The organism is Enterobacter sp. MG-EB028, assembly GCF_056673305.1.
In genome coordinates, this window is the sequence record NZ_CP195079.1 from 905,220 (window position 1) to 929,091 (window position 23,872).

Below are 23,872 nucleotides of genomic sequence, written 5' to 3' on the forward strand. Positions count from 1 at the left end.
GATGGCTGAACCACGTTTCGTACACCTGCGGGTGCATAGCGACTATTCCATGATCGATGGGCTGGCGAAGACCGGGCCGCTGGTAAAAAAGGCGGCCTCTCTGGGCATGCCCGCGCTGGCGATCACCGATTTTACCAACCTGTGTGGCCTGGTGAAGTTCTACGGAACGGCGCATGGCGCGGGAATGAAGCCTATCGTCGGTGCGGATTTTCATGTGCAGAGCGATCTCATCGGCGATGAGCTGACGCAAATCTCCGTGTTAGCCATGAACAATTCGGGCTACCAAAACCTTACCCTGCTTATCTCAAAAGCCTATCAGCGCGGTTACGGCGCACTGGGCCCGTGGATTGACAGGGAATGGCTGGCTGAACTGAACGAAGGGCTGCTGTTGATCTCCGGTGGCCGCATGGGCGATGTCGGTAAATCACTGCTGCGCGGTAACAGCGCGCTGGTGGATCAATGCGTCTCGTTCTATGAAGAGTACTTCCCGAATCGTTACTATCTGGAACTGATTCGAACCGGTCGGCAGGATGAAGAGAACTATCTGCACGCTGCTGTCGCGCTGGCAGAAGAGCGCGGCTTGCCCGTTGTGGCGACGAATGACGTGCGTTTCCTGGAGTCCGGTGATTTTGACGCGCACGAAATTCGCGTTGCTATCCACGATGGCTTCACCCTCGACGATCCGAAACGTCCACGCAACTACTCATCGCAGCAGTACATGCGCAGCGAAGAGGAGATGTGCGAGCTCTTCTCCGACATTCCGGAAGCGCTGGAAAACAGCGTGGAGATTGCCAAGCGCTGTAACGTGACCGTGCGCCTCGGCGAATATTTCCTGCCGCAGTTCCCGACGGGGGACATGACCACGGAAGATTTCCTGGTCATGAAATCGAAAGAAGGTCTGGAAGAGCGTCTCGAATTCCTGTTCCCGGATGAAGAAGAGCGTAAAAAACGTCGTCCGGAGTATGACGAACGCCTGGATATTGAACTTCAGGTGATTAACCAGATGGGCTTCCCCGGCTACTTCCTGATCGTAATGGAGTTTATCCAGTGGTCGAAGGATAACGGCGTTCCGGTTGGTCCGGGCCGTGGCTCGGGGGCGGGCTCGCTGGTGGCGTATGCGCTGAAAATCACCGACCTCGATCCGCTGGAATTTGACCTGCTGTTCGAACGCTTCCTCAACCCGGAACGTGTTTCCATGCCCGACTTTGACGTCGACTTCTGCATGGAAAAACGCGACCAGGTTATCGAGCACGTAGCCGATATGTACGGCCGTGACGCGGTTTCGCAGATCATTACCTTCGGCACCATGGCGGCGAAAGCGGTTATCCGCGACGTGGGCCGCGTGCTGGGTCACCCGTACGGTTTTGTCGATCGTATTTCTAAGCTGGTACCGCCCGATCCGGGCATGACGCTGGCAAAAGCGTTTGAAGCCGAGCCGCAGCTGCCGGAAATCTACGAAGCTGACGAAGAAGTCAAAGCGCTGATCGACATGGCGCGTAAGCTTGAAGGCGTGACGCGTAACGCCGGTAAGCACGCGGGGGGCGTGGTTATCGCCCCGACCAAAATCACCGACTTTGCACCGCTCTACTGCGACGAAGCGGGCCAGCACCCGGTCACCCAGTTCGATAAGAACGACGTGGAATACGCCGGGCTGGTGAAGTTCGACTTCCTCGGCCTGCGCACGCTGACCATCATTAACTGGGCGCTGGAAATGATCAACGCCCGCCGCGAGAAGAACGGCGAGCCGCCGCTGGATATCGCGGCCATCCCGCTGGATGACAAGAAAAGCTTCGACATGCTGCAGCGCTCGGAGACGACAGCCGTCTTCCAGCTTGAATCCCGCGGCATGAAAGACCTGATTAAACGCCTGCAGCCCGACTGCTTCGAAGATATGATCGCACTGGTGGCCCTGTTCCGTCCGGGCCCGCTGCAGTCAGGGATGGTAGATAACTTCATCGACCGTAAGCACGGACGCGAAGAGATTTCCTACCCGGATGTGCAGTGGCAGCACGAAAGCCTGAAGCCGGTACTGGAGCCAACCTACGGCATCATCCTGTATCAGGAACAGGTCATGCAGATTGCCCAGGTGCTTTCCGGCTATACCCTCGGCGGCGCGGACATGCTGCGTCGTGCTATGGGTAAGAAAAAACCGGAAGAGATGGCCAAGCAGCGCTCTATTTTTGAAGACGGTGCGAAGAAAAACGGCGTTGACGGCGAACTGGCGATGAAAATCTTCGACCTGGTGGAGAAATTCGCCGGGTACGGGTTTAACAAATCCCACTCCGCTGCCTATGCTTTGGTTTCGTACCAGACGCTGTGGCTGAAAGCGCACTATCCCGCTGAGTTTATGGCGGCGGTGATGACCGCCGATATGGACAACACCGAGAAGGTGGTTGGCCTCGTGGATGAGTGCTGGCGTATGGGTCTGAAGATCCTGCCGCCGGATATTAACTCCGGGCTTTACCATTTCCACGTCAACGATGACGGAGAGATCGTCTACGGGATCGGCGCGATCAAAGGCGTGGGTGAGGGGCCGATCGAGGCGATCATCGAAGCGCGTAACAACGGCGGCTACTTCCGCGAGCTATTCGATCTCTGCGCCCGTACCGATACCAAAAAACTGAACCGCCGCGTGCTGGAAAAGCTGATCATGTCCGGCGCGTTCGACAGGCTGGGGCCGCACCGCGCCGCGCTGATGAACTCTCTCGGCGATGCGCTGAAAGCAGCCGATCAGCACGCGAAAGCGGAAGCCATTGGCCAGGCGGATATGTTTGGCGTACTGGCGGAAGAGCCAGAGCAGATTGAGCAGTCTTACTCCAACTGTCAGCCCTGGCCAGAACAGGTGGTGCTGGATGGTGAACGTGAAACGTTAGGTTTGTACCTGACGGGACACCCGATCAACCAGTACATCAAAGAAATTGAGCGCTATGTCGGAGGCAACAGGCTAAAAGACATGCATCCGACAGATCGTGGTAAAATCACCACGGCTGCGGGGCTCGTGATTGCTGCAAGGGTTATGGTCACCAAGCGCGGCAATCGTATCGGCATCTGTACGTTAGATGACCGTTCCGGGCGTCTGGAGGTGATGCTGTTCACCGACGCGCTGGATAAATACCAGCAATTGCTGGAAAAAGACCGCATACTTATCGTCAGCGGACAGGTCAGCTTTGATGACTTCAGTGGGGGGCTTAAAATGACCGCCCGCGAAGTGATGGACATTGACGAAGCCCGGGAAAAATATGCTCGCGGGCTTGCTATCTCGCTGACGGACAGGCAAATTGATGACCAGCTTTTAAACCGACTCCGTCAGTCTCTGGAACCCCACCGCTCGGGGACCATTCCAGTACATCTCTACTATCAGAGGGCGGATGCACGTGCGCGGTTGCGCTTTGGCGCAACGTGGCGTGTCTCTCCGAGCGATCGTTTACTGAACGATTTGCGTGGCCTCATTGGTTCGGAGCAGGTGGAACTGGAGTTTGACTAATACAGGAATACTATGAGTCTGAATTTCCTTGATTTCGAACAGCCGATTGCTGAGCTGGAAGCGAAAATCGATTCTCTGACAGCGGTAAGCCGTCAGGATGAAAAACTGGATATTAACATCGACGAAGAAGTGCATCGTCTGCGCGAAAAAAGCGTAGAACTGACGCGCAAAATCTTTGCCGATCTCGGCGCATGGCAGATCGCCCAGCTGGCGCGTCACCCACAGCGTCCGTACACCCTGGATTATGTCCGCCTGGCGTTTGACGAATTTGACGAACTGGCAGGCGATCGCGCATACGCTGACGACAAAGCTATCGTCGGCGGTATCGCGCGTCTGGACGGACGCCCGGTGATGATCATTGGTCATCAGAAAGGCCGTGAAACCAAAGAGAAAATCCGTCGTAACTTCGGTATGCCAGCACCAGAAGGCTACCGTAAAGCCCTGCGACTGATGGAGATGGCCGAGCGTTTCAATATGCCTATCATCACCTTCATCGATACTCCGGGTGCATACCCTGGCGTGGGCGCGGAAGAGCGTGGCCAGTCTGAAGCCATCGCACGTAACCTGCGGGAGATGTCTCGCCTGAAGGTTCCGGTCATCTGCACCGTTATCGGTGAGGGTGGTTCCGGCGGTGCGCTGGCGATTGGCGTGGGTGATAAAGTGAATATGCTGCAGTACAGCACCTATTCCGTTATCTCTCCGGAAGGCTGTGCGTCCATTCTGTGGAAAAGCGCCGACAAAGCGCCGCTGGCCGCTGAAGCGATGGGCATCATTGCGCCACGTCTGAAAGAGCTGAAGCTGATCGACACCGTTATCCCGGAACCTCTGGGCGGCGCGCATCGTAAGCCGGAAGTGATGGCTGCTTCCCTGAAAGCACAGCTGCTGGCCGACCTGGCCGATCTGGACGTCCTGAGCAAAGAAGATCTGCTCAACCGTCGTTACCAGCGTCTGATGACCTACGGTTACGCATAAGCTTCACAATTATCTGAAAAGCCGCACGATGTTGCGGCTTTTTTTATACCTGCCGTTTACCTTAACTATGCTTATCTGATGTTTTTCAAGGAGGTAAACCATGAACATCATTGCCATCATGGGGCCACACGGCGTCTTTTATAAAGACGAGCCCATCAAGGAGCTGGAGCAAGCCCTTAAAGCACGCGGATATCAGCTAATCTGGCCGCAGAACAGCGCCGATCTGCTGAAATTCATCGAACATAATCCGCGCATCTGTGGCGTGATATTCGACTGGGACGAATACGACATGGAGCTGTGCAGCGAGATCAACAGGCTGAATGAATATCTTCCGCTCTACGCCTTTATCAACACTCACTCCACCATGGACGTCAGCGCTCACGATATGCGCATGGCGCTGTGGTTCTTTGAATACTCGCTCGGCGTGGCGGAAGATATTGCGACCCGCATTCAGCAATACACTGGCGAATATCTTGATAACATCACACCGCCGTTTACGCGCGCGCTATTCACCTATGTGAAAGAGGGGAAATACACCTTCTGTACGCCGGGACACATGGCCGGAACGGCCTATCAAAAAAGCCCGGTGGGGTGCCTGTTCTACGATTTCTTCGGCGGCAACACCCTGAAAGCAGACGTGTCGATTTCAGTGACCGAGTTAGGCTCTCTTCTGGATCACACCGGCCCGCATCTTGAAGCTGAAGAGTATATCGCCCGCACCTTTGGCGCCGAGCAGAGCTATATGGTGACCAACGGCACCTCGACCTCGAACAAAATCGTCGGAATGTACGCCGCGCCAGCCGGAAGCACGTTGCTGATTGACCGTAACTGCCATAAATCGCTGGCGCACCTGCTGATGATGAGCGACGTCGTCCCGATCTGGCTGTCACCCACGCGTAACGCGCTCGGTATCCTCGGCGGCATTCCGCGCCGGGAGTTCACTCATGACGCCATTGAAAGTAAGGTCGCGGCAACTCCTGGCGCAAGCTGGCCTGTTCATGCGGTGATTACCAACTCCACCTATGATGGTCTGCTCTACAATACGAACTGGATCAAGCAGACGCTGGACGTACCGTCGATCCACTTCGATTCCGCGTGGGTGCCGTACACCAATTTCCACCCGATTTATTCGGGTAAAAGTGGGATGAGCGGCGAGCGCGTGCCGGGCAAAGTGTTTTTCGAAACGCAGTCGACGCACAAAATGCTGGCCGCATTTTCGCAGGCGTCTCTTATTCATATCAAAGGCGAGTACGACGAGGATACGTTTAACGAAGCCTTTATGATGCACACCACCACCTCACCGAGCTATCCGCTGGTGGCGTCTATTGAAACGGCCGCGGCGATGCTGCGCGGTAATCCGGGTAAACGCCTGATTAACCGCTCGGTGGAACGGGCGCTGCATTTCCGTAAAGAGGTCCAGCGGCTGAAGGATGAGGTCGACGGCTGGTTCTTCGATATCTGGCAGCCGGAAGCGATCGACGAGGCGGAGTGCTGGGCCGTCGCGCCGGGAGAGAGCTGGCACGGCTTCCGGGATGCCGATGCGGACCACATGTTCCTCGATCCGGTTAAGGTAACGATCCTGACGCCGGGGATGGACGAGCAGGGTGTGATGGGAGATGAAGGGATCCCCGCCGCGCTGGTGGCGAAGTTCCTTGACGAGCGCGGCGTGGTGGTGGAGAAGACCGGCCCCTACAACTTGCTGTTCCTGTTCAGTATCGGGATCGATAAAACTCGGGCAATGGGGCTGCTGCGCGGGCTGATGGAGTTTAAGCGCGCCTACGATCTCAACCTGCGGGTGAAGAACATGCTGCCGGATCTCTACGCGGAAGATCCTGACTTCTACCGCACGATGCGCATTCAGGATCTGGCCCAGGGGATCCACAGGCTGATCCGCCAGCACGATCTGCCGCGCCTGATGCTCCAGGCGTTTGATGTCCTGCCTGATATGAAACTGACGCCTCACAAGGCCTGGCAACGGCAGGTGAAAGGTGAAATCGAAACCATTGAGCTGGAAAACCTGGTCGGGCGGATATCGGCCAACATGATCCTGCCGTATCCACCAGGCGTGCCGCTGCTGATGCCGGGTGAGATGATCACCGAGGAGAGCCGGGCAGTGCTCGATTTCCTGCTGATGCTCTGTTCGGTAGGACGCCACTATCCGGGCTTTGAAACGGATATCCACGGCGCGAAACGCGATGAAAACGGCGTGTACTGGGTGAGAGTCCTAAAATAAATGTGACCGCTTGCCAGGTGTGGGTTTTCGGTTGTAACGTTCAGGCATCATAAAAAGGAGAAGCTATGCTGGGTTTAAAAGCGGTTCACCATATTGCGATCATTGCCACCGATTATGCGAAAAGTAAGGCCTTCTACTGCGACATTCTTGGCTTTACGCTCATGAGCGAAGCCTACCGCGAGGAGCGCGACTCCTGGAAGGGCGATCTCGCGTTAAACGGGCAGTATGTGATTGAGCTGTTCTCTTTTCCTTTTCCGCCTTCGCGTCCGTCCCGCCCGGAAGCCTGCGGCCTGCGTCATCTGGCCTTCAGCGTTGATGACCTTGATAGCGCAGTAAAACATCTGGAAGCGCACGGCGTGACGTGCGAGGCGATTCGTGTCGATCCGTTTACCGACAAGCGCTTTACCTTTTTTAACGACCCGGATGGCCTGCCGCTGGAGCTTTACCAGCAGTAATGTTTGTCCTGTGTGATAATGCCCGCTCAGTTCGGGCATTTTTTATGTGTAATTTCCTATGACCTTACCCGCTATCGCACAAGCCGTTTCACCGTACCGCCAGCTGCTGGTGGGGTTTAGCGGTGGCCTGGATTCCACCGTGTTGCTGCATCGCCTTAGGCTCTGGCGCGACCGGGACCCTGACGTTCAGCTTCGGGCTATACACATCCATCACGGGTTAAGCCCACACGCGGAGGAGTGGGTGGCGCACTGTGAAGCCTTGTGTGAGGCGTGGGCTATCCCGCTCGTCGTTGAGCGCGTCACGCTTGCGGATGAAGGACTGGGTATTGAGGCGCAGGCGCGTAAAGTTCGCTACGCCGCGTTTGCCGGGGCATTACGTACTGGAGAAGCGCTGGTCACGGCGCAGCATCTGGACGATCAGTGCGAAACTTTTTTGCTGGCGCTTAAGCGGGGCAGCGGACCCGCTGGGCTTTCCGCCATGCCGGCGCTTTCTGAGTTTGCCGGGACGCAATTATTGCGTCCGCTGCTTGGCGAGACCCGCGCATCGCTGGAATCCTGGGCGCGGGAACATCGGCTGAGCTGGATCGAAGATGAGAGCAACCAGGACGACAGCTACGATCGTAACTTCCTGCGTCTGCGCGTCCTCCCGCTTTTAAGCGAGCGCTGGCCGCATTTTGCCGACGCGACAGCAAGAAGCGCCATGCTGTGCGCCGAACAGGAAAGCCTGCTGGATGAGTTACTCAGCGAAGAGCTGGCTGATCTGATCTCTGAAGACGGTGCGCTGGCGATCGCGCCGCTGGAGGCGGCAAGCCCGGTGCGTCGGGCCGCGCTGTTACGCCGCTGGCTCGCCTCTCATCATGCTGTGATGCCGTCGCGGGCAATGCTGAGCCGCATCTGGGACGAAGTCGCACAGGCGCGGGAAGATGCGTCCCCTTGCGTACACCTGAATGGCTTCGAGGTCAGACGCTATAAAGGAAAACTCTGGTGGGTAAAATCCTTCCCCCCGCTGACCAATGTGGTGCTCCACTGGCCGTCACCGGAGGCTCCGTTAATATTGCCCCAGGATGCGGGGAGTGTCTCTCTGATGCCGACGGGTCATGTGCGTCTGCCAAACCCCGGTGAACCGGTCAGCGTGCGCTTTAAGGCTGGCGGCTTGCTGCATATCGTCGGACGCAACGGGGGACGGAAACTGAAAAAGATATGGCAGGAATGCAACGTGCCGCCGTGGCTGCGCGACACCACGCCGCTGCTGTTCTACGGTGAAACGCTGATTGCTGCTGCAGGGGTGTTCATCACGGAAGCGGGGTGGACAGAAGAAGGGGCATGCTTCGAGTGGCGGAAAGCGTAACGGGCAGCCCGGCTGCCCGTTAGTGTCATCAGGATTCGCTCACCACGACGGTGCCGATTTGCGGGTGGCTGAAGCTGGCTATTTTGTCCAGACGCAGCTCACGCGTCGCACCGGCGTCTTCCACGACCAGGTATTCCACATTCTTGCGTGAAACCAGATCGCTGGCCTTCGCCTTCAACACTTCGCCATCTTTTAGCTCCAGCGTCAGTATTAAATGATGCTGGCAGGCGAGTTCGAGGTTGTCATAGTCATCACAATTGATGGGTTGATAAGTATCATTCATCGACATAATCGCTCACCAGTAAATTCGCCGCAGCATACGCTGCTTTTTCCCTGACCGACTCTGAAAGGCTCTCATCAGAGGCCACTTCATTAAGCACTTTCAATACACAGCCCAACGCGTCCGGGACATACCCCAGATCTCCGCTGGCGATTTCCGCATACCGTTTGCGAATTAACTCACAATAATTATTCACATCCCCTCCCGCCAGCGCACTGACTTACTGTGAGATATCATTAAGCCTACGAAGATAAACTCGGTTTAGCAAGGTGACTATACCATACTCATTTAAGCAATATCAGCGCCTTGATAGTGGTGTATTTATTACTCCGTAACAGCCTTTTGCCTCTGTTTTCGCTACAATGTGCGGCTGATTCGAATGGAGTTCTCTCATGGCGCTGAAAGCGACAATTTATAAAGCAGTGGTCAACGTGGCCGATCTTGATCGCAACCAGTTTCTGGACGCGTCGCTTACTCTGGCACGCCACCCCTCCGAAACTCAGGAGCGCATGATGCTGCGCCTGCTGGCGTGGATTAAATACGCCAACGAGCGGCTGCAGTTTACCCGCGGCTTAAGCGCGGAAGACGAGCCTGAAGCCTGGCTGCGCAACGATCATCTTGGGATCGATTTATGGATTGAACTCGGTCTGCCGGACGAGCGCAGGATTAAAAAGGCGTGTACTCAGTCCGCGGAAGTGGCCTTATTCGCCTATAACCAGCGCGCGGCGGAAATCTGGTGGCAACAAAATAAGAATAAATGCGCGCAGTTTAAAAATCTCGCCGTCTGGTATCTGGATGATGAACAGCTGGCGCAGCTGAGCGAGTTCGCCAGCCGAACGATGGCGTTGCAGGCAACGATTCAGGACGGCGCCATCTGGCTTTCTGATTCTCAGAATAATCTGGAAATTCATCTGACGGCCTGGCAGCCTGCGCCATGATCGTTTTGTCCCGAAACGTCAGCATCCCTGATAACGAGCTGGAGATCACCGCCATCCGTGCTCAGGGTGCGGGTGGACAGCACGTCAATAAGGCTTCAACGGCTATCCATTTGCGTTTTGACATTCGGGCATCAAGCCTGCCAGAGTATTATAAGGAAAGTCTGCTCGCTGCCAGCCATCACCTGATCACCAGCGAAGGTGTGATCGTGATTAAAGCCCAGGAGTACCGCAGCCAGGAATTAAACCGGGAAGCGGCGGTAGCCAGGCTGGTGGCGGTCATCAAAGAGTTAACGGCAGTACAAAAAAGCCGCCGGGCAACGCGGCCAACCCGCGCATCGAAAGAGCGTCGGCTGTCCTCGAAAGCTCAAAAATCCACAGTGAAAGCACTACGCGGTAAAGTTCGTCGCCCGATGGAGTGACGAAAGGGAACACAATTTTCATAAGGAATTCATTGTGAAAAAAGCATTATTTTCAGCGCTGGCAGTGAGTACGCTGTTTGCGCTTTTCGGGTGTAACAACCGTTCTGAAACGCAGGTTTTGCAGCCAGCGCAGAATGAAGAGTTAAAGCCAATGCAGCAGAGCTGGCGGGGCGTATTGCCTTGCGCGGATTGCGAAGGCATTGAAACGTCACTGTTCCTGCAAAAAGACGGTACCTGGGTGATGAACCAGCGCTATCAGGGCGCAAAAGAACCCTCTTCATTTGCGACTTACGGGACATGGGCGCGTACGGCTGAGAAGCTGGTGCTGACGGATACTTCCGGTGACAAAACCTGGTTCCGCCCTAAAGGCGAGAACATGGAAATGCTCGACCGGGAAGGCAATCCGATTGAATCCCAGTTCAACTACACGCTGACACCGGTGAAAGCGGCGCTGCCTGCCACGCCGATGGCGATGCGGGGGATGTATTTCTATATGGCGGATGTGGCGATCTTTACCGACTGCGCTACCGGTAAGAAAGTCAGCGTGGCAAACAATGCACAGCTTGAACGTGATTACGCCGTGGCGCGCGGCAATGACAGCAAGCCGATATTGTTGACGGTTGACGGTCACTTTACGCTGGAGCCAAACCCGGATAGCGGGGAGATGGTGAAAACGCTGGTGGCAGATAAAGACGCGAAATTTATTGCGGGCAAAGACTGTAGCAGCAAATAAGCTGACGTTGAGCCATTAAAAAACCCCGCCTGAGCGGGGTTTTTTGTTTAGCCTTTGATGGCTTTCACCAGGTAATCAAGAATGTCGCCGGTCTTGATCATCTGTTTTTCGCCGCTGCGACGGTATTTGTATTCAATCTCATCGCTGTCGAGGTTACGGTCGCCAATGACGACGGTGTGCGGGATACCGATCAGTTCCATATCGGCAAACATCACGCCCGGACGCTCTTTACGGTCATCCATCAGCACTTCAATACCCTGAGCGCGCAGCTCGGCGTACAGCTTCTCGGCCAGCTCCTGCACGCGGTAAGATTTGTGCATGTTCATTGGCAGAATAGCCACCTGGAACGGCGCAATGTTGTCCGGCCAGACGATGCCGCGCTCGTCGTAGTTCTGCTCGATGGCCGCAGCCACCACGCGCGTCACCCCGATACCGTAGCAGCCCATGGTCAGGATCTGGTTACGGCCATCTTCACCCTGAACGGCGGCGTTCAGCGCGCGAGAGTATTTATCACCCAGCTGGAAGATGTGGCCAACTTCGATGCCGCGCTTAATCATCAGGGTACCCTGACCATCCGGGCTTGGATCGCCTGCAACCACGTTACGGATGTCAGCCACTTCTGGCGTCGCCACGTCGCGATCCCAGTTGATGCCGAAGTAATGTTTACCGTCGATGTTCGCACCTGCAGAGAAGTCGCTCATTGCAGCAACCGTGCGGTCAATAACAACCGGCACAGGCAGGTTGACTGGACCCAGTGAACCTGGACCCGCATTCACTACGGCACGGATTTCCGCTTCCGTTGCGAACGTCAGCGGGCTGGCTACCTGCGGCAGCTTCTCGGCTTTTACTTCGTTCAGTTCATGATCGCCACGCACCAGCAGGGCAACCAGCGGGTAAGCGCTGCCTTCGGTGGATTTCACCAGCAGCGTTTTCACTGTTTTTTCGATCGGCAGACTGAACTGCTCAACCAGCTCGGCGATGGTTTTCGCGTTTGGTGTATCAACCAGCGTCATCTCTTGCGTGGCCGCGCCGCGTGGTTCTTTTGGTGCCAGCGCTTCTGCAAATTCGATGTTCGCCGCGTAGTCTGAAGAGTCAGAGAAGATCACATCGTCTTCACCGCTCTGTGCCAGTACCTGAAACTCATGGGACGCGCTGCCGCCGATGGAGCCGGTATCAGCCTGCACAGCACGGAAATCCAGACCCATGCGAGAGAAAATTTTGCTGTAAGCCTCGTACATTTTGTCGTAGGTCTCTTGCAGCGATTCCTGTGACGTATGGAAAGAGTAGGCATCTTTCATCAGGAATTCACGAGAGCGCATCACGCCGAAACGTGGGCGCACTTCGTCACGGAACTTGGTCTGGATCTGGAAGAAGTTCAGCGGCAGCTGTTTGTAAGAGCTCAGCTCATTACGAATCAGGTCGGTGATCACTTCTTCGTGCGTTGGGCCGAGAACGAACGGACGCTCGCCGCGATCGACGAAGCGCAGCAGTTCTGGGCCATATTGCTCCCAACGGCCGCTCTCCTGCCACAGGTCAGCGGGCTGAACCACGGGCATGGACACCTCGATAGCACCGGCGTTGTTCATCTCTTCACGCACGATGTTTTCGACTTTTTTCAGGACGCGCACGCCGGTCGGCAGCCAGGTGTATAACCCGGAGGCCAGCTTGCGGATCATCCCGGCGCGCAGCATCAGCTGATGGCTGATCACTTCGGCGTCGGCAGGCGTCTCCTTCAGAGTGGAGAGCAGATATTGGCTAGTACGCATGTTGTTACGGTTCCATTTCGACGATTGGAACAGGCTGAAACACCAGCCTGACACAAAAAAAGTGGTTTAGTTTACCAGTGTGGCAAAGATGCCAAAAGAGAGGAGAACAAAATTACCTGGGTTCAAGGGCAAACACTTCGAAACCTGCCCCGGTGACGCGCCAGCGCACGTTAAAATCCAGCAGCCAGACGGCGTACGTTTTTCCTGCTTCCTCTTCTTTACGGTAGGCCGGACGGGGGTCCTGTGCCAGAACTTCAGTGATGAAATCCCGTAAGCGAGGATAGCGTTTCTCCAGTTGACCAAGCTGCGCGGTTATCTCAGGCGTAAAATAAACAGGCATATCCGCCTGCGGTGCGTCCTGAGCATAGCTTGCACGCGCGTCCGGGAGGGCTTCGGCGAAGGGCAAATAGGGTTTGATGTCGATAACCGGCGTGCCGTCGACCAGGTCCAGACTGCCCAGCTCAAGTATGACCTGTTCCTTCTGGCAACGTATGCCCTTCAGTTCAACCAGCGACATCCCGATCGGATTTGGACGGAAGGTCGAGCGAGTCGCAAACACGCCCATTCTCGCATTTCCGCCCAGGCGCGGGGGACGCACGGTGGGACGCCAGCCGCCTTCCATTGTCTGGTGAAAGACAAATACCACCCATAAGTGGCTGAACGCCTCAAGCCCGCGTACTGCATCGGCCTGGTTATAAGGCGCCTGAAGATGAAGCTCGCCGCTGCCGCTGGTGACCAGACCAGGCTGGCGGGGTACGGCAAACTTCTCTTTATACGGAGAGTGGATAACGCCTATCTGCTCAAAATGAAATGCACTCATTTCGCCGTGATGTTCAGCGCAGAACCGATGCAAACCGCCTGACGGTAGCAGCCCGGCGTGCCGCTGGTGACTTCGCAGCTGTGCAGCAGCACCGCGTTAGCTTTCATTTTTGCGGCGTTAATCTGCATACGTTTGCGCGCTGTCGGGATATTCGGTGGAGAGTCCTGATTGGTTGCCTGACAGGATTCACCGCTCACTTCACCCAGTTCACGGAACGGTTTGCCGACCAGTTCGTCAGCTTTGGTGATAATGCGAACCGGCGCAGGGCGAACCACTTTCGGTTTCGCAGGCTCAGTTTTTGGCGGGGTTGCCGTGCTTTGAACAGGTTCAACAGGAGATCTGCTTAGCATAGAACAGCCGCTCAGCATGAGTGCTAAAAGACAGATCGGTAAAGCACGCATAATAATTCCTCAATGGATAATCAAAACGTCAGATATTGAATCAGGTGACTGCACAAATGACAAGACGGGCATAAGCCCGTCCTGATGATATTACACTGAGGTGAGATTACCAGCCTTTAACAGCGCCGCCGTTAAACACTTTGTTGGCTTCCTGGTAAACTTCATCAGACTGATAGGCCTGAACGAACTTCTTCACGTTTTCCGCGTCTTTGTTATCTTCGCGAGTCACGATCAGGTTAACGTACGGGGAGTCTTTATCTTCAACGAAGATACCGTCTTTTGCTGGCGTCAGGCCAATCTGGCTGGCGTAAGTGGTGTTGATAACGGCCAGGGCAATCTGTGCATCGTCCAGAGAACGCGGCAGCTGCGGTGCTTCCAGTTCAACAATTTTCAGATTTTTCGGGTTCTCGGTGACGTCCAGAACGGTTGGCAGCAGGCCAACACCGTCTTTCAGTTTGATCAGGCCCACTTTCTGCAGCAGCAGCAGGGAACGACCAAGGTTGGTTGGATCGTTAGGTACGGCAACCTGAGAGCCCGGCTGCAGTTCGTCCAGCGATTTAATTTTCTTAGAGTAACCGGCAATCGGGTAAACGAAGGTGTTACCCACACCCACCAGTTTATAACCGCGATCTTTGATCTGCTGATCCAGGTATGGCTTATGCTGGAAGGCGTTGGCGTCGATATCGCCCTTGCTCAGCGCTTCGTTCGGCAGAACGTAATCATTGAAGGTCACCAGCTCAACGTCCAGACCATATTTCTCTTTCGCCACTTTCTGAGCAACTTCAGCAACCTGCTGTTCGGCACCCACGATAACGCCCACCTTAATGTGGTTTGGATCTTTTTCGTCCTGACCGCAACCCACCAGTGCCAGAGAGCCAATCAGCGCGCCTACTGCTGCAAGGGTCTTTAATTTAAACGCCATGTTTTATCCTTAACTCGTCGAGTTTGTGTTGTGTGTAACGTTATTTGTGAGTAACGGTCCGGACGATGCGATCGCCGGAGAACTGGATTAAGTAAACCAGAACAACCAGCAATACCAGAACGGTATTCATCACGGTAGCGTTATATCCAATATAGCCGTACTGGTAACCAATCTGTCCTAAACCGCCAGCACCAACTGCACCGCCCATTGCGGAATAACCGACCAGGGTGATGAGCGTGATGGTTGCCGCGTTCACCAGGCCCGGCAGTGCTTCAGGCAGCAGAACCTTGCGGACGATCTGCATCGGCGTGGCACCCATCGCGCGGGAAGCTTCGATTAAACCGGTTGGGATCTCCAGCAGGGCGTTTTCCACCATACGGGCGATAAACGGCGCTGCGCCTACGGTCAGCGGAACGATAGCCGCCTGCAGACCGATAGAGGTTCCGACGATCACGCGGGTAAATGGAATCATCCACACCAGCAGAATAATGAACGGGATAGAACGGAAGATGTTCACCAGCGCAGAGAGCGTACGGTAAAGTTTCGCGTTCTCAATGATTTGACCTGGACGCGTCACGTACAGCAGTACGCCCACCGGCAGGCCAATTACAAAACCAAAGAAACCCGATACGAAGGTCATTGCCAGCGTTTCCCAAACGCCGCGAACCAGCAGCCACATCATCGGCTCAGACATAACCCAGTACCTCTACTTTTACGTGGTGTTCTTGCAGCCAGGCGATTGCTGCCTGGGTTTCTTCTTGGGTGCCGTGCATTTCCGTCAGCATGATGCCGAACTTCACGCCACCGGCGTAATCCATCTGCGCGCTAATAATGTTGTTGTTCACGTTAAAGCGACGCGCAGTTTCGGAAAGAAGGGGAGCGTCAACGGACTGACCGGTAAACTCCATGCGCAGCATCGGGACGCTGTCTGCTGTGGATTCGGTTTTCAAACGCTCCAGATAATCTTCCGGAATATCCAGATGCAGCGTGGACTGAATGAACTGCTGCGCCAGCGGCGTCTTCGGATGGGAGAACACTTCGCTTACCGTATCCTGCTCGATCAGCTCGCCGTTGCTGATGACCGCCACGCAGTCGCAGATGCGTTTCACCACGTCCATCTCGTGCGTAATAAGGAGGATCGTCAGGCCCAGGCGACGGTTAATGTCTTTCAGCAGTTCCAGAATAGAACGCGTGGTGGCCGGATCCAGCGCGCTGGTGGCTTCGTCGCACAGCAGTACTTTTGGGTTGCTGGCCAGCGCGCGGGCAATGGCGACACGCTGCTTCTGCCCACCGGACAGATTTGCCGGGTAGCTATCATGCTTATCGCCCAGACCCACGAGGTCGAGCAGTTCGGTAACGCGACGCTTCACTTCTTCTTTCGGCGTGTTATCCAGCTCCAGCGGCAAGGCGACGTTGCCGAACACGGTGCGGGACGCCAGCAGGTTAAAGTGCTGGAAGATCATGCCAATCTGACGCCGCGCTTTGGTGAGTTCTTTTTCTGAAAGGGCGGTAAGTTCCTGACCGCCAACTTCTACGCTGCCCTGGGTTGGGCGCTCAAGCAGGTTAACACAACGGATCAGCGTGCTTTTACCTGCACCCGATGCGCCAATGACGCCATAAATTTGACCAGCAGGAACATGCAGGCTGACGTTGTTCAGCGCCTGAATGGTTCGGTTCCCCTGCTGGAACACTTTGGTGATATTGGAAAGTTTAATCATTAGATTATTTTTATCGTATGTAAGTTAGCCGTGGCATTTTCTTCTGCCAGATACGGGTGATGACCGTAAACAAAACGGATGTTAAGGCATCCAGACGTCTAAATCAATCCAACTCTGTACGATGAGCACTTTATTGCGCTGCGATTCATGAGATACTAGCTCAACAGGCCTTTTTCAGGAGCAAACCGGTGGCAAAATCAGTACCCGCAATTTTTCTCGATCGTGATGGCACTATTAATGTGGATCACGGTTATGTGCATGAGATCGATGAGTTCGAATTTATCGACGGCGTTATAGAGGCAATGCGCCAGCTGAAAGAGATGGGCTATGCGCTGGTGGTGGTCACCAATCAGTCTGGTATTGCGCGCGGTAAATTCACTGAAGCACAGTTCGAGACGCTGACCGAATGGATGGACTGGTCGCTGGCCGATCGCGGCGTGGATCTCGACGGCATCTACTATTGTCCGCATCACCCGCAGGGTACGGTAGAAGAGTATCGCCAGACCTGTGACTGCCGTAAACCGCATCCGGGGATGTTCATCTCTGCGCAGGAGTTTCTGCACATTGATATGTCTGCTTCTTATATGGTGGGCGATAAACTGGAAGATATGCAGGCAGCAACAGCAGCGGGTGTAGGGACCAAAATATTAGTTCGCACCGGTAAGCCAGTGACGCCAGAAGCGGAAAATGCAGCGGATTGGGTGATTAATAGCCTGGCTGAGCTGCCGAATGAGATAAAAAAGCATCAAAAATAGCCTTTCTGGCGAAAAGGTGAGCGGTCGAAATAAAAATGTATATTTCCCCTTGTCATTCCTCGGCAGCTCCCTATAATGCGCCTCCATCGACACGGCGGATGTGAATCACTTCACAGACAACCCGGTCGGTTGAAGAGAAAAAATCCTGAAATAACGGGTTGACTCTGAAAGAGGAAAGCGTAATATACGCCACCTCGCAACGGTGAGCTGAAAGCCGCGTTGCAACTGCTCTTTAACAATTTATCAGACAATCTGTGTGGGCACTCAAAGTGACATGGATTCTTAACGTCGCAAGACGAAAAATGAATACCAAGTCTCTGAGTGAACATACGTAATTCATTACGAAGTTTAATTCACGAGCATCAAACTTAAATTGAAGAGTTTGATCATGGCTCAGATTGAACGCTGGCGGCAGGCCTAACACATGCAAGTCGAACGGTAGCACAGAGAGCTTGCTCTCGGGTGACGAGTGGCGGACGGGTGAGTAATGTCTGGGAAACTGCCTGATGGAGGGGGATAACTACTGGAAACGGTAGCTAATACCGCATAACGTCGCAAGACCAAAGAGGGGGACCTTCGGGCCTCTTGCCATCAGATGTGCCCAGATGGGATTAGCTAGTAGGTGGGGTAACGGCTCACCTAGGCGACGATCCCTAGCTGGTCTGAGAGGATGACCAGCCACACTGGAACTGAGACACGGTCCAGACTCCTACGGGAGGCAGCAGTGGGGAATATTGCACAATGGGCGCAAGCCTGATGCAGCCATGCCGCGTGTATGAAGAAGGCCTTCGGGTTGTAAAGTACTTTCAGCGGGGAGGAAGGCGATAAGGTTAATAACCTTGTCGATTGACGTTACCCGCAGAAGAAGCACCGGCTAACTCCGTGCCAGCAGCCGCGGTAATACGGAGGGTGCAAGCGTTAATCGGAATTACTGGGCGTAAAGCGCACGCAGGCGGTCTGTCAAGTCGGATGTGAAATCCCCGGGCTCAACCTGGGAACTGCATTCGAAACTGGCAGGCTAGAGTCTTGTAGAGGGGGGTAGAATTCCAGGTGTAGCGGTGAAATGCGTAGAGATCTGGAGGAATACCGGTGGCGAAGGCGGCCCCCTGGACAAAGACTGACGCTCAGGTGCGAAAGCGTGGGGAGCAAACAGGATTAGATACCCTGGTAGTCCACGCCGTAAACGATGTCGACTTGGAGGTTGTGCCCTTGAGGCGTGGCTTCCGGAGCTAACGCGTTAAGTCGACCGCCTGGGGAGTACGGCCGCAAGGTTAAAACTCAAATGAATTGACGGGGGCCCGCACAAGCGGTGGAGCATGTGGTTTAATTCGATGCAACGCGAAGAACCTTACCTACTCTTGACATCCAGAGAACTTTCCAGAGATGGATTGGTGCCTTCGGGAACTCTGAGACAGGTGCTGCATGGCTGTCGTCAGCTCGTGTTGTGAAATGTTGGGTTAAGTCCCGCAACGAGCGCAACCCTTATCCTTTGTTGCCAGCGGTTAGGCCGGGAACTCAAAGGAGACTGCCAGTGATAAACTGGAGGAAGGTGGGGATGACGTCAAGTCATCATGGCCCTTACGAGTAGGGCTACACACGTGCTACAATGGCGCATACAAAGAGAAGCGACCTCGCGAGAGCAAGCGGACCTCATAAAGTGCGTCGTAGTCCGGATTGGAGTCTGCAACTCGACTCCATGAAGTCGGAATCGCTAGTAATCGTGGATCAGAATGCCACGGTGAATACGTTCCCGGGCCTTGTACACACCGCCCGTCACACCATGGGAGTGGGTTGCAAAAGAAGTAGGTAGCTTAACCTTCGGGAGGGCGCTTACCACTTTGTGATTCATGACTGGGGTGAAGTCGTAACAAGGTAACCGTAGGGGAACCTGCGGTTGGATCACCTCCTTACCTTAAAGAACCTGCCTTTGCAGTGCTCACACAGATTGTCTGATGAAAAACAGCAGTAAAAATCTCTGCAGGCTTGTAGCTCAGGTGGTTAGAGCGCACCCCTGATAAGGGTGAGGTCGGTGGTTCAAGTCCACTCAGGCCTACCAAATTTTCCCTGATACTGCGTTGCGGCAACGCTCACATACTGATGTATGCTTCGCGTTTCCACGCCTTGTCTCAGGAAAAATTACCGGTACAGAGATTTGTAATACGATGGGGCTATAGCTCAGCTGGGAGAGCGCCTGCTTTGCACGCAGGAGGTCTGCGGTTCGATCCCGCATAGCTCCACCATCTTTTACTGCGAACACAAGAAAACTTCAGAGTGAACCTGAAAAGGTGCACTGCGAAGTTTTGCTCTTTAAAAATCTGGATCAAGCTGAAAATTGAAACGACACACAGTTAATGTGTGTTCGAGTCTCTCAAATTTTCGCAATCAGAAGTGAAACATCTTCGGGTTGTGAGGTTAAGCGACTAAGCGTACACGGTGGATGCCCTGGCAGTCAGAGGCGATGAAGGACGTGCTAATCTGCGAAAAGCGCCGGCGAGGTGATATGAACCTTTGACCCGGCGATGTCCGAATGGGGAAACCCAGTGCAATTCGTTGCACTATCGTTAACTGAATACATAGGTTAACGAGGCGAACCGGGGGAACTGAAACATCTAAGTACCCCGAGGAAAAGAAATCAACCGAGATTCCCCCAGTAGCGGCGAGCGAACGGGGAGCAGCCCGGAGTCTGAATCAGCTTGTGTGTTAGTGGAAGCGTCTGGAAAGTCGCAGGGTACAGGGTGATACTCCCGTACACGAAAGCACACAGGCTGTGAACTCGAAGAGTAGGGCGGGACACGTGGTATCCTGTCTGAATATGGGGGGACCATCCTCCAAGGCTAAATACTCCTGACTGACCGATAGTGAACCAGTACCGTGAGGGAAAGGCGAAAAGAACCCCGGCGAGGGGAGTGAAAAAGAACCTGAAACCGTGTACGTACAAGCAGTGGGAGCACCTTCGTGGTGTGACTGCGTACCTTTTGTATAATGGGTCAGCGACTTATATTCTGTAGCAAGGTTAACCGTATAGGGGAGCCGTAGGGAAACCGAGTCTTAACTGGGCGTTAAGTTGCAGGGTATAGACCCGAAACCCGGTGATCTAGCCATGGGCAGGTTGAAGGTTGGGTAACACTAACTGGAGGACCGAACCGACTAATGTTGAAAAATTAGCGGATGACCTGTGGCTGGGGGTGAAAGGCCAATCAAACCGGGAGATAGCTGGTTCTCCCCGAAAGCTATTTAGGTAGCGCCTCGTGAACTCATCTTCGGGGGTAGAGCACTGTTTCGGCTAGGGGGCCATCCCGGCTTACCAACCCGATGCAAACTACGAATACCGAAGAATGTTATCACGGGAGACACACGGCGGGTGCTAACGTCCGTCGTGAAGAGGGAAACAACCCAGACCGCCAGCTAAGGTCCCAAAGTCATGGTTAAGTGGGAAACGATGTGGGAAGGCACAGACAGCCAGGATGTTGGCTTAGAAGCAGCCATCATTTAAAGAAAGCGTAATAGCTCACTGGTCGAGTCGGCCTGCGCGGAAGATGTAACGGGGCTAAACCATGCACCGAAGCTGCGGCAGCGACGCTTATGCGTTGTTGGGTAGGGGAGCGTTCTGTAAGCCGTCGAAGGTGGCCTGTGAGGGCTGCTGGAGGTATCAGAAGTGCGAATGCTGACATAAGTAACGATAAAGCGGGTGAAAAGCCCGCTCGCCGGAAGACCAAGGGTTCCTGTCCAACGTTAATCGGGGCAGGGTGAGTCGACCCCTAAGGCGAGGCCGAAAGGCGTAGTCGATGGGAAACAGGTTAATATTCCTGTACTTGGTGTTACTGCGAAGGGGGGACGGAGAAGGCTATGTCAGCCGGGCGACGGTTGTCCCGGTTTAAGCGTGTAGGTGTGTGTTCCAGGCAAATCCGGTTCACTCTAACACTGAGGCGTGATGACGAGGCACTACGGTGCTGAAGTGATAAATGCCCTGCTTCCAGGAAAAGCCTCTAAGCATCAGGTAACACGAAATCGTACCCCAAACCGACACAGGTGGTCAGGTAGAGAATACCAAGGCGCTTGAGAGAACTCGGGTGAAGGAACTAGGCAAAATGGTGCCGTAACTTCGGGAGAAGGCACGCTGATATGTAGGTGAAGCCCCTGCGGGTGGAGCTGAAATCAGTCGAAGATACCAGCTGGCTGCAACTGTTTATTAAAAACACAGCACTGTGCAAACACGAAAGTGGACGTATACGGTGTGACGCCTGCCCGGTGCCGGAAGGTTAATTGATGGGGTTAGCGGCAACGCGAAGCTCTTGATCGAAGCCCCGGTAAACGGCGGCCGTAACTATAACGGTCCTAAGGTAGCGAAATTCCTTGTCGGGTAAGTTCCGACCTGCACGAATGGCGTAATGATGGCCAGGCTGTCTCCACCCGAGACTCAGTGAAATTGAACTCGCTGTGAAGATGCAGTGTACCCGCGGCAAGACGGAAAGACCCCGTGAACCTTTACTATAGCTTGACACTGAACACTGGTCCTTGATGTGTAGGATAGGTGGGAGGCTTTGAAGCGTGGACGCCAGTCTGCGTGGAGCCGTCCTTGAAATACCACCCTTTAATGGCTGGTGTTCTAACGTGGACCCGTAATCCGGGTTGCGGACAGTGTCTGGTGGGTAGTTTGACTGGGGCGGTCTCCTCCCAAAGAGTAACGGAGGAGCACGAAGGTTAGCTAATCCTGGTCGGACATCAGGAGGTTAGTGCAATGGCATAAGCTAGCTTGACTGCGAGAGTGACGGCTCGAGCAGGTGCGAAAGCAGGTCATAGTGATCCGGTGGTTCTGAATGGAAGGGCCATCGCTCAACGGATAAAAGGTACTCCGGGGATAACAGGCTGATACCGCCCAAGAGTTCATATCGACGGCGGTGTTTGGCACCTCGATGTCGGCTCATCACATCCTGGGGCTGAAGTAGGTCCCAAGGGTATGGCTGTTCGCCATTTAAAGTGGTACGCGAGCTGGGTTTAGAACGTCGTGAGACAGTTCGGTCCCTATCTGCCGTGGGCGCTGGAGAATTGAGGGGGGCTGCTCCTAGTACGAGAGGACCGGAGTGGACGCATCACTGGTGTTCGGGTTGTCATGCCAATGGCACTGCCCGGTAGCTAAATGCGGAAGAGATAAGTGCTGAAAGCATCTAAGCACGAAACTTGCCCCGAGATGAGTTCTCCCTGAGACTTTAAGTCTCCTGAAGGAACGTTGAAGACGACGACGTTGATAGGTCGGATGTGTAAGCGCAGCGATGCGTTGAGCTAACCGATACTAATGAACCGTGAGGCTTAACCTTACAACGCCGAAGGTGTTTTGGCGGTGAGAGACACAAACAATATTCAGCCTGATACAGATTAACAGAATTTGCCTGGCGGCTTTAGCGCGGTGGTCCCACCTGACCCCATGCCGAACTCAGAAGTGAAACGCCGTAGCGCCGATGGTAGTGTGGGGTCTCCCCATGTGAGAGTAGGGAACTGCCAGGCATCAAATTTAGTAGTAAGCCGGTGCATTAATCCGGTGGTTACAAGCAGTCTTCGGTGGAGCGGTAGTTCAGTCGGTTAGAATACCTGCCTGTCACGCAGGGGGTCGCGGGTTCGAGTCCCGTCCGTTCCGCCACTTATTAAAAGCCCTGAGCTAACGCTCAGGGCTTTTTTCTTATCTATCGTTTAATTATTGCTAAATTAGCAAAAATCCTCTGCATTTTGCGATCTTTTTCTCCATAACAGCGCCAGCGATAATCCTCCTCACTTTACGAACATAATGATTGAGGAATAGTATGACTCTCCCTGCATTTGGTCTGGGCACCTTCCGCCTGAAAGACGACGTTGTTATCGCATCAGTTAAAACCGCTCTTGAACTTGGCTATCGCGCAATTGATACGGCACAGATCTATGAAAACGAAGCTGCTGTTGGACAGGCTCTCGAAGAGAGCGGTGTACCGCGCAATGAGCTGTTCATCACCACCAAAATCTGGATAGAAAATCTCAGCAAAGACAAGCTCATCCCAAGCCTGATAGAGAGCCTGAAGAAACTGCGCACCGATTATGTCGATCTGACGTTAATTCACTGGCCATCGCCGAACGATGCCGTTTCAGTGGAGGAGTTCATGCAGGCGCTGCTGGAAGCGAAAAAGCAGGGCTTAACCCGCGAAATTGGGATCTCGAACTTCACCATTCCGCTGATGGAAAAGGCGATTACCGCTGTTGGCGCTGAGAATATTGCGACCAACCAGATTGAGCTCTCCCCCTATCTGCAAAACCGCAAAGTCGTTGACTGGGCAAAACAGCATGGGATCCACATCACCTCATACATGACGCTGGCCTACGGTAAGGCACTGAAAGATGAAGTGATTACGCGTATCGCAGAGAAACATAACGCCACTGCTGCGCAGGTGATTCTGGCATGGGCAATGAGTGAAGGTTATGCCGTGATCCCATCATCAACTAAGCGTGAAAACCTGGCCAGCAACCTGTTAGCAATGGATCTTCATCTGGATGCTGACGATAAAAAAGCGATCGCAGCTTTGGAGTGCAACGATCGCCTGGTCAGTCCGGAAGGTTTAGCTCCTGACTGGGATTAAGTTTGGCCCACCCTCTGTCACCTGAACCC

The 23,872-nt window shown here is 54.3% G+C and carries 18 protein-coding genes, 3 tRNA genes and 3 rRNA genes; 16 read left to right on the plus strand and 8 right to left on the minus strand.

The window, feature by feature from the left end; genetic code table 11:
* The first annotated feature begins 1 nt into the window (after position 1).
* From dnaE to tilS, 5 genes are all read left to right on the plus strand, one after another.
* Entirely contained in the window at positions 2 to 3,484 is a 3,483-nt protein-coding gene (gene dnaE, locus ACR42C_RS04160) for a DNA polymerase III subunit alpha (RefSeq protein WP_479984799.1), read from the plus strand.
* A 12-nt stretch (positions 3,485 to 3,496) separates the two neighbouring features.
* Entirely contained in the window at positions 3,497 to 4,456 is a 960-nt protein-coding gene (accA, locus tag ACR42C_RS04165) for an acetyl-CoA carboxylase carboxyl transferase subunit alpha (protein ID WP_013095666.1), read from the plus strand.
* Positions 4,457 to 4,556: 100 nt separating this feature from the next.
* Entirely contained in the window at positions 4,557 to 6,689 is a 2,133-nt protein-coding gene (locus ACR42C_RS04170) for a lysine decarboxylase LdcC (protein WP_479984800.1), read from the plus strand.
* Positions 6,690 to 6,754: 65 nt separating this feature from the next.
* Positions 6,755 to 7,144, plus strand: a complete 390-nt coding sequence (locus ACR42C_RS04175) for a VOC family protein (protein WP_028015591.1) — start codon at positions 6,755 to 6,757, stop codon at positions 7,142 to 7,144.
* Positions 7,145 to 7,202: 58 nt separating this feature from the next.
* Positions 7,203 to 8,492, plus strand: coding sequence for a tRNA lysidine(34) synthetase TilS (tilS, locus tag ACR42C_RS04180; protein WP_316380895.1), 1,290 nt, complete (start codon positions 7,203 to 7,205; stop codon positions 8,490 to 8,492).
* Positions 8,493 to 8,520: 28 nt separating this feature from the next.
* On the opposite strand, the gene rof is transcribed toward tilS, so the two are convergent.
* Both rof and ACR42C_RS04190 read right to left on the minus strand, forming a co-directional pair.
* Positions 8,521 to 8,781: a Rho-binding antiterminator gene (rof, locus tag ACR42C_RS04185; RefSeq protein WP_148420153.1), complete on the minus strand. Its 261-nt coding sequence runs from the start codon at positions 8,779 to 8,781 to the stop codon at positions 8,521 to 8,523.
* Positions 8,768 to 8,968 (minus strand): YaeP family protein, encoded by a 201-nt coding sequence (locus ACR42C_RS04190; RefSeq protein ID WP_008501889.1) that lies wholly within the window; start codon positions 8,966 to 8,968, stop codon positions 8,768 to 8,770. Before ACR42C_RS04190 ends, rof begins: the two co-directional genes overlap by 14 nt.
* Positions 8,969 to 9,164: 196 nt before the next feature.
* Here ACR42C_RS04190 and ACR42C_RS04195 point away from each other — a divergent pair, with 196 nt between their 5' ends.
* Genes ACR42C_RS04195 through nlpE form a run of 3 tightly spaced genes read left to right on the plus strand, consistent with a single transcriptional unit; the run spans position 9,165 to position 10,862 of the window.
* Positions 9,165 to 9,710: a YaeQ family protein gene (locus tag ACR42C_RS04195; RefSeq protein ID WP_320720902.1), complete on the plus strand. Its 546-nt coding sequence runs from the start codon at positions 9,165 to 9,167 to the stop codon at positions 9,708 to 9,710.
* Positions 9,707 to 10,129 carry an alternative ribosome rescue aminoacyl-tRNA hydrolase ArfB gene (gene arfB / locus ACR42C_RS04200; protein ID WP_116344003.1) on the plus strand — a complete coding sequence of 141 codons (423 nt, stop codon included), beginning with the start codon at positions 9,707 to 9,709 and terminating at the stop codon, positions 10,127 to 10,129. The genes ACR42C_RS04195 and arfB overlap by 4 nt, the downstream gene beginning before the upstream one ends.
* Positions 10,130 to 10,163: 34 nt before the next feature.
* The gene (gene nlpE / locus ACR42C_RS04205) at positions 10,164 to 10,862 is read left to right on the plus strand and encodes an envelope stress response activation lipoprotein NlpE (protein ID WP_479984801.1); all 699 of its coding nucleotides are present in this window, start codon (positions 10,164 to 10,166) and stop codon (positions 10,860 to 10,862) included.
* 47 nt (positions 10,863 to 10,909) lie between these two features.
* Here nlpE and proS read toward each other — a convergent pair whose 3' ends face one another.
* The 6 genes from proS to metN form a co-directional block, all read right to left on the minus strand.
* Positions 10,910 to 12,628 (minus strand): proline--tRNA ligase, encoded by a 1,719-nt coding sequence (proS, locus tag ACR42C_RS04210; protein WP_163330364.1) that lies wholly within the window; start codon positions 12,626 to 12,628, stop codon positions 10,910 to 10,912.
* Positions 12,629 to 12,740: 112 nt separating this feature from the next.
* Entirely contained in the window at positions 12,741 to 13,448 is a 708-nt protein-coding gene (gene tsaA / locus ACR42C_RS04215) for a tRNA (N6-threonylcarbamoyladenosine(37)-N6)-methyltransferase TrmO (protein ID WP_116344005.1), read from the minus strand.
* Positions 13,445 to 13,849: an Rcs stress response system protein RcsF gene (gene rcsF / locus ACR42C_RS04220; RefSeq protein ID WP_008501883.1), complete on the minus strand. Its 405-nt coding sequence runs from the start codon at positions 13,847 to 13,849 to the stop codon at positions 13,445 to 13,447. Before rcsF ends, tsaA begins: the two co-directional genes overlap by 4 nt.
* Before the next feature lie 106 nt (positions 13,850 to 13,955).
* Positions 13,956 to 14,771 (minus strand): methionine ABC transporter substrate-binding lipoprotein MetQ, encoded by an 816-nt coding sequence (gene metQ, locus ACR42C_RS04225; RefSeq protein ID WP_116344006.1) that lies wholly within the window; start codon positions 14,769 to 14,771, stop codon positions 13,956 to 13,958.
* A gap of 40 nt (positions 14,772 to 14,811) precedes the next feature.
* Entirely contained in the window at positions 14,812 to 15,465 is a 654-nt protein-coding gene (locus ACR42C_RS04230) for a methionine ABC transporter permease MetI (protein ID WP_014168730.1), read from the minus strand.
* A complete protein-coding gene (gene metN / locus ACR42C_RS04235; protein WP_048990396.1) occupies positions 15,458 to 16,489 on the minus strand; it encodes a methionine ABC transporter ATP-binding protein MetN in 1,032 nt (343 codons plus the stop codon). The genes ACR42C_RS04230 and metN overlap by 8 nt, the downstream gene beginning before the upstream one ends.
* A gap of 188 nt (positions 16,490 to 16,677) precedes the next feature.
* On the opposite strand from metN, the gene gmhB reads away from it, so the two are divergent.
* The 8 genes from gmhB (at position 16,678) to dkgB (ending at position 23,843) form a co-directional block, all read left to right on the plus strand.
* Positions 16,678 to 17,244: a D-glycero-beta-D-manno-heptose 1,7-bisphosphate 7-phosphatase gene (gene gmhB / locus ACR42C_RS04240; protein ID WP_163330367.1), complete on the plus strand. Its 567-nt coding sequence runs from the start codon at positions 16,678 to 16,680 to the stop codon at positions 17,242 to 17,244.
* A gap of 370 nt (positions 17,245 to 17,614) precedes the next feature.
* Positions 17,615 to 19,154, plus strand: a 16S ribosomal RNA gene (locus ACR42C_RS04245).
* A 69-nt stretch (positions 19,155 to 19,223) separates the two neighbouring features.
* Positions 19,224 to 19,300: transfer RNA gene (locus tag ACR42C_RS04250), tRNA-Ile, on the plus strand.
* A 108-nt stretch (positions 19,301 to 19,408) separates the two neighbouring features.
* A tRNA-Ala gene (locus ACR42C_RS04255) sits at positions 19,409 to 19,484 on the plus strand.
* Positions 19,485 to 19,654: 170 nt separating this feature from the next.
* Positions 19,655 to 22,559 (plus strand): 23S ribosomal RNA (locus ACR42C_RS04260).
* 71 nt (positions 22,560 to 22,630) lie between these two features.
* Positions 22,631 to 22,746 (plus strand): 5S ribosomal RNA (gene rrf, locus ACR42C_RS04265).
* The 16S, 23S and 5S rRNA genes sit together here with 3 tRNA genes alongside, the layout of an rRNA operon.
* A gap of 56 nt (positions 22,747 to 22,802) precedes the next feature.
* Positions 22,803 to 22,879 (plus strand) — tRNA-Asp (locus ACR42C_RS04270).
* Positions 22,880 to 23,039: 160 nt separating this feature from the next.
* Entirely contained in the window at positions 23,040 to 23,843 is an 804-nt protein-coding gene (gene dkgB, locus ACR42C_RS04275; protein WP_479984802.1) for a 2,5-didehydrogluconate reductase DkgB, read from the plus strand.
* Positions 23,844 to 23,872: the final 29 nt, after the last annotated feature.